Source organism: Canicola haemoglobinophilus, from assembly GCF_002015075.1.
GTDB lineage: Bacteria > Pseudomonadota > Gammaproteobacteria > Enterobacterales > Pasteurellaceae > Canicola > Canicola haemoglobinophilus.
Genome location: NZ_MUXZ01000081.1, coordinates 1 through 986 on the forward strand (window position 1 = coordinate 1; position 986 = coordinate 986).

The following is a 986-nucleotide window of genomic DNA, read 5'->3' on the forward strand; positions in this document are numbered from 1 at the left end:
AACACAACCGAAAAAATACGAATAGACAAGAAGAAAGGATTGTTTTATATATAGAACGACCCTTACTTTGAAACATGGATAGCAGAAAACAAACTATAAAATGTTGTCAAATGTAGATATTTAAGCGATAAAAAACCACTGCAAAAGGTTACACAATGAAACCAGTTAGGATTACACCAACACAAGACGCCATTATTGCAGATGACAAACTAGAAAAAAATGAGCCTAGTTTTAATGATGATTTAGAGCGTATGCAAAAAATGGTAAATAGCGAAGATGTAAACGTTCCTGATTTTGATAACTTTGAGGACTTTGATCGGTGGCTGATGTCTTTATAGTAAAAATGGGCGTTCTTTTTGCTAGGTATTTGCAGAATTTCCCCGAAAGAGATAAAAGAGCAGTAAAAACATTTATAGACCACATCAAAACACAAAGGCAGATAGAACAATGTTTAACGAAGCAAAAACAGCACAAGCTGCAGCTTATTTACTATATAAAGCTGGTGGCACAATGCATCATATAAAGCTAATGAAACTGCTTTACCTCGCAGATAGATTAAGTTGGCAGTTAAATGAATGTTCAATATCTGGCGATGATTATTATTCTTTGCCGTATGGCCCAGTATTAAGTAACACATTAAATTTAATGCGTGGAGAAACATTAAACAGGTTGCCTAGTATATGGGAGGAATGGATAAGCGATAAAGAAAATCATCAAGTAAGCCTAGCTAAGCACGTTGATACAAGTGATGAATATTTTTGGGGTGAGTTATCTTTATCAGATGAAGAAATACTAAATGATGTTTTTAAGAAGTATGGGAGTTTAGATCGTTTCACTTTAGTTGAGCTTACTCATGACCCTAGATATATCCCAGAATGGGAAAATCCGCACGGCGGAGCAAAAAAGATACCGCTTGAGAGATTACTATCTTATATTGGAAAAACCAAAGAACAAATTCAATCTATATTAGAAGAGCTAGAAGAATT

Annotated in this window: 2 protein-coding genes; both read left to right on the top strand. The window is 34.4% G+C overall.

The genetic code is table 11. The annotated features are described in order from the left end of the window. Nucleotides 1–155: 155 nt before the first annotated feature. Nucleotides 156–338, top strand: coding sequence for a hypothetical protein (locus B0186_RS11450; protein WP_078219589.1), 183 nt, complete (start codon nucleotides 156–158; stop codon nucleotides 336–338). Nucleotides 339–447: 109 nt separating this feature from the next. After that, on the top strand, nucleotides 448–986 hold a 539-nt coding region (locus B0186_RS11455; protein WP_078219590.1), incomplete at its 3' end, for a Panacea domain-containing protein.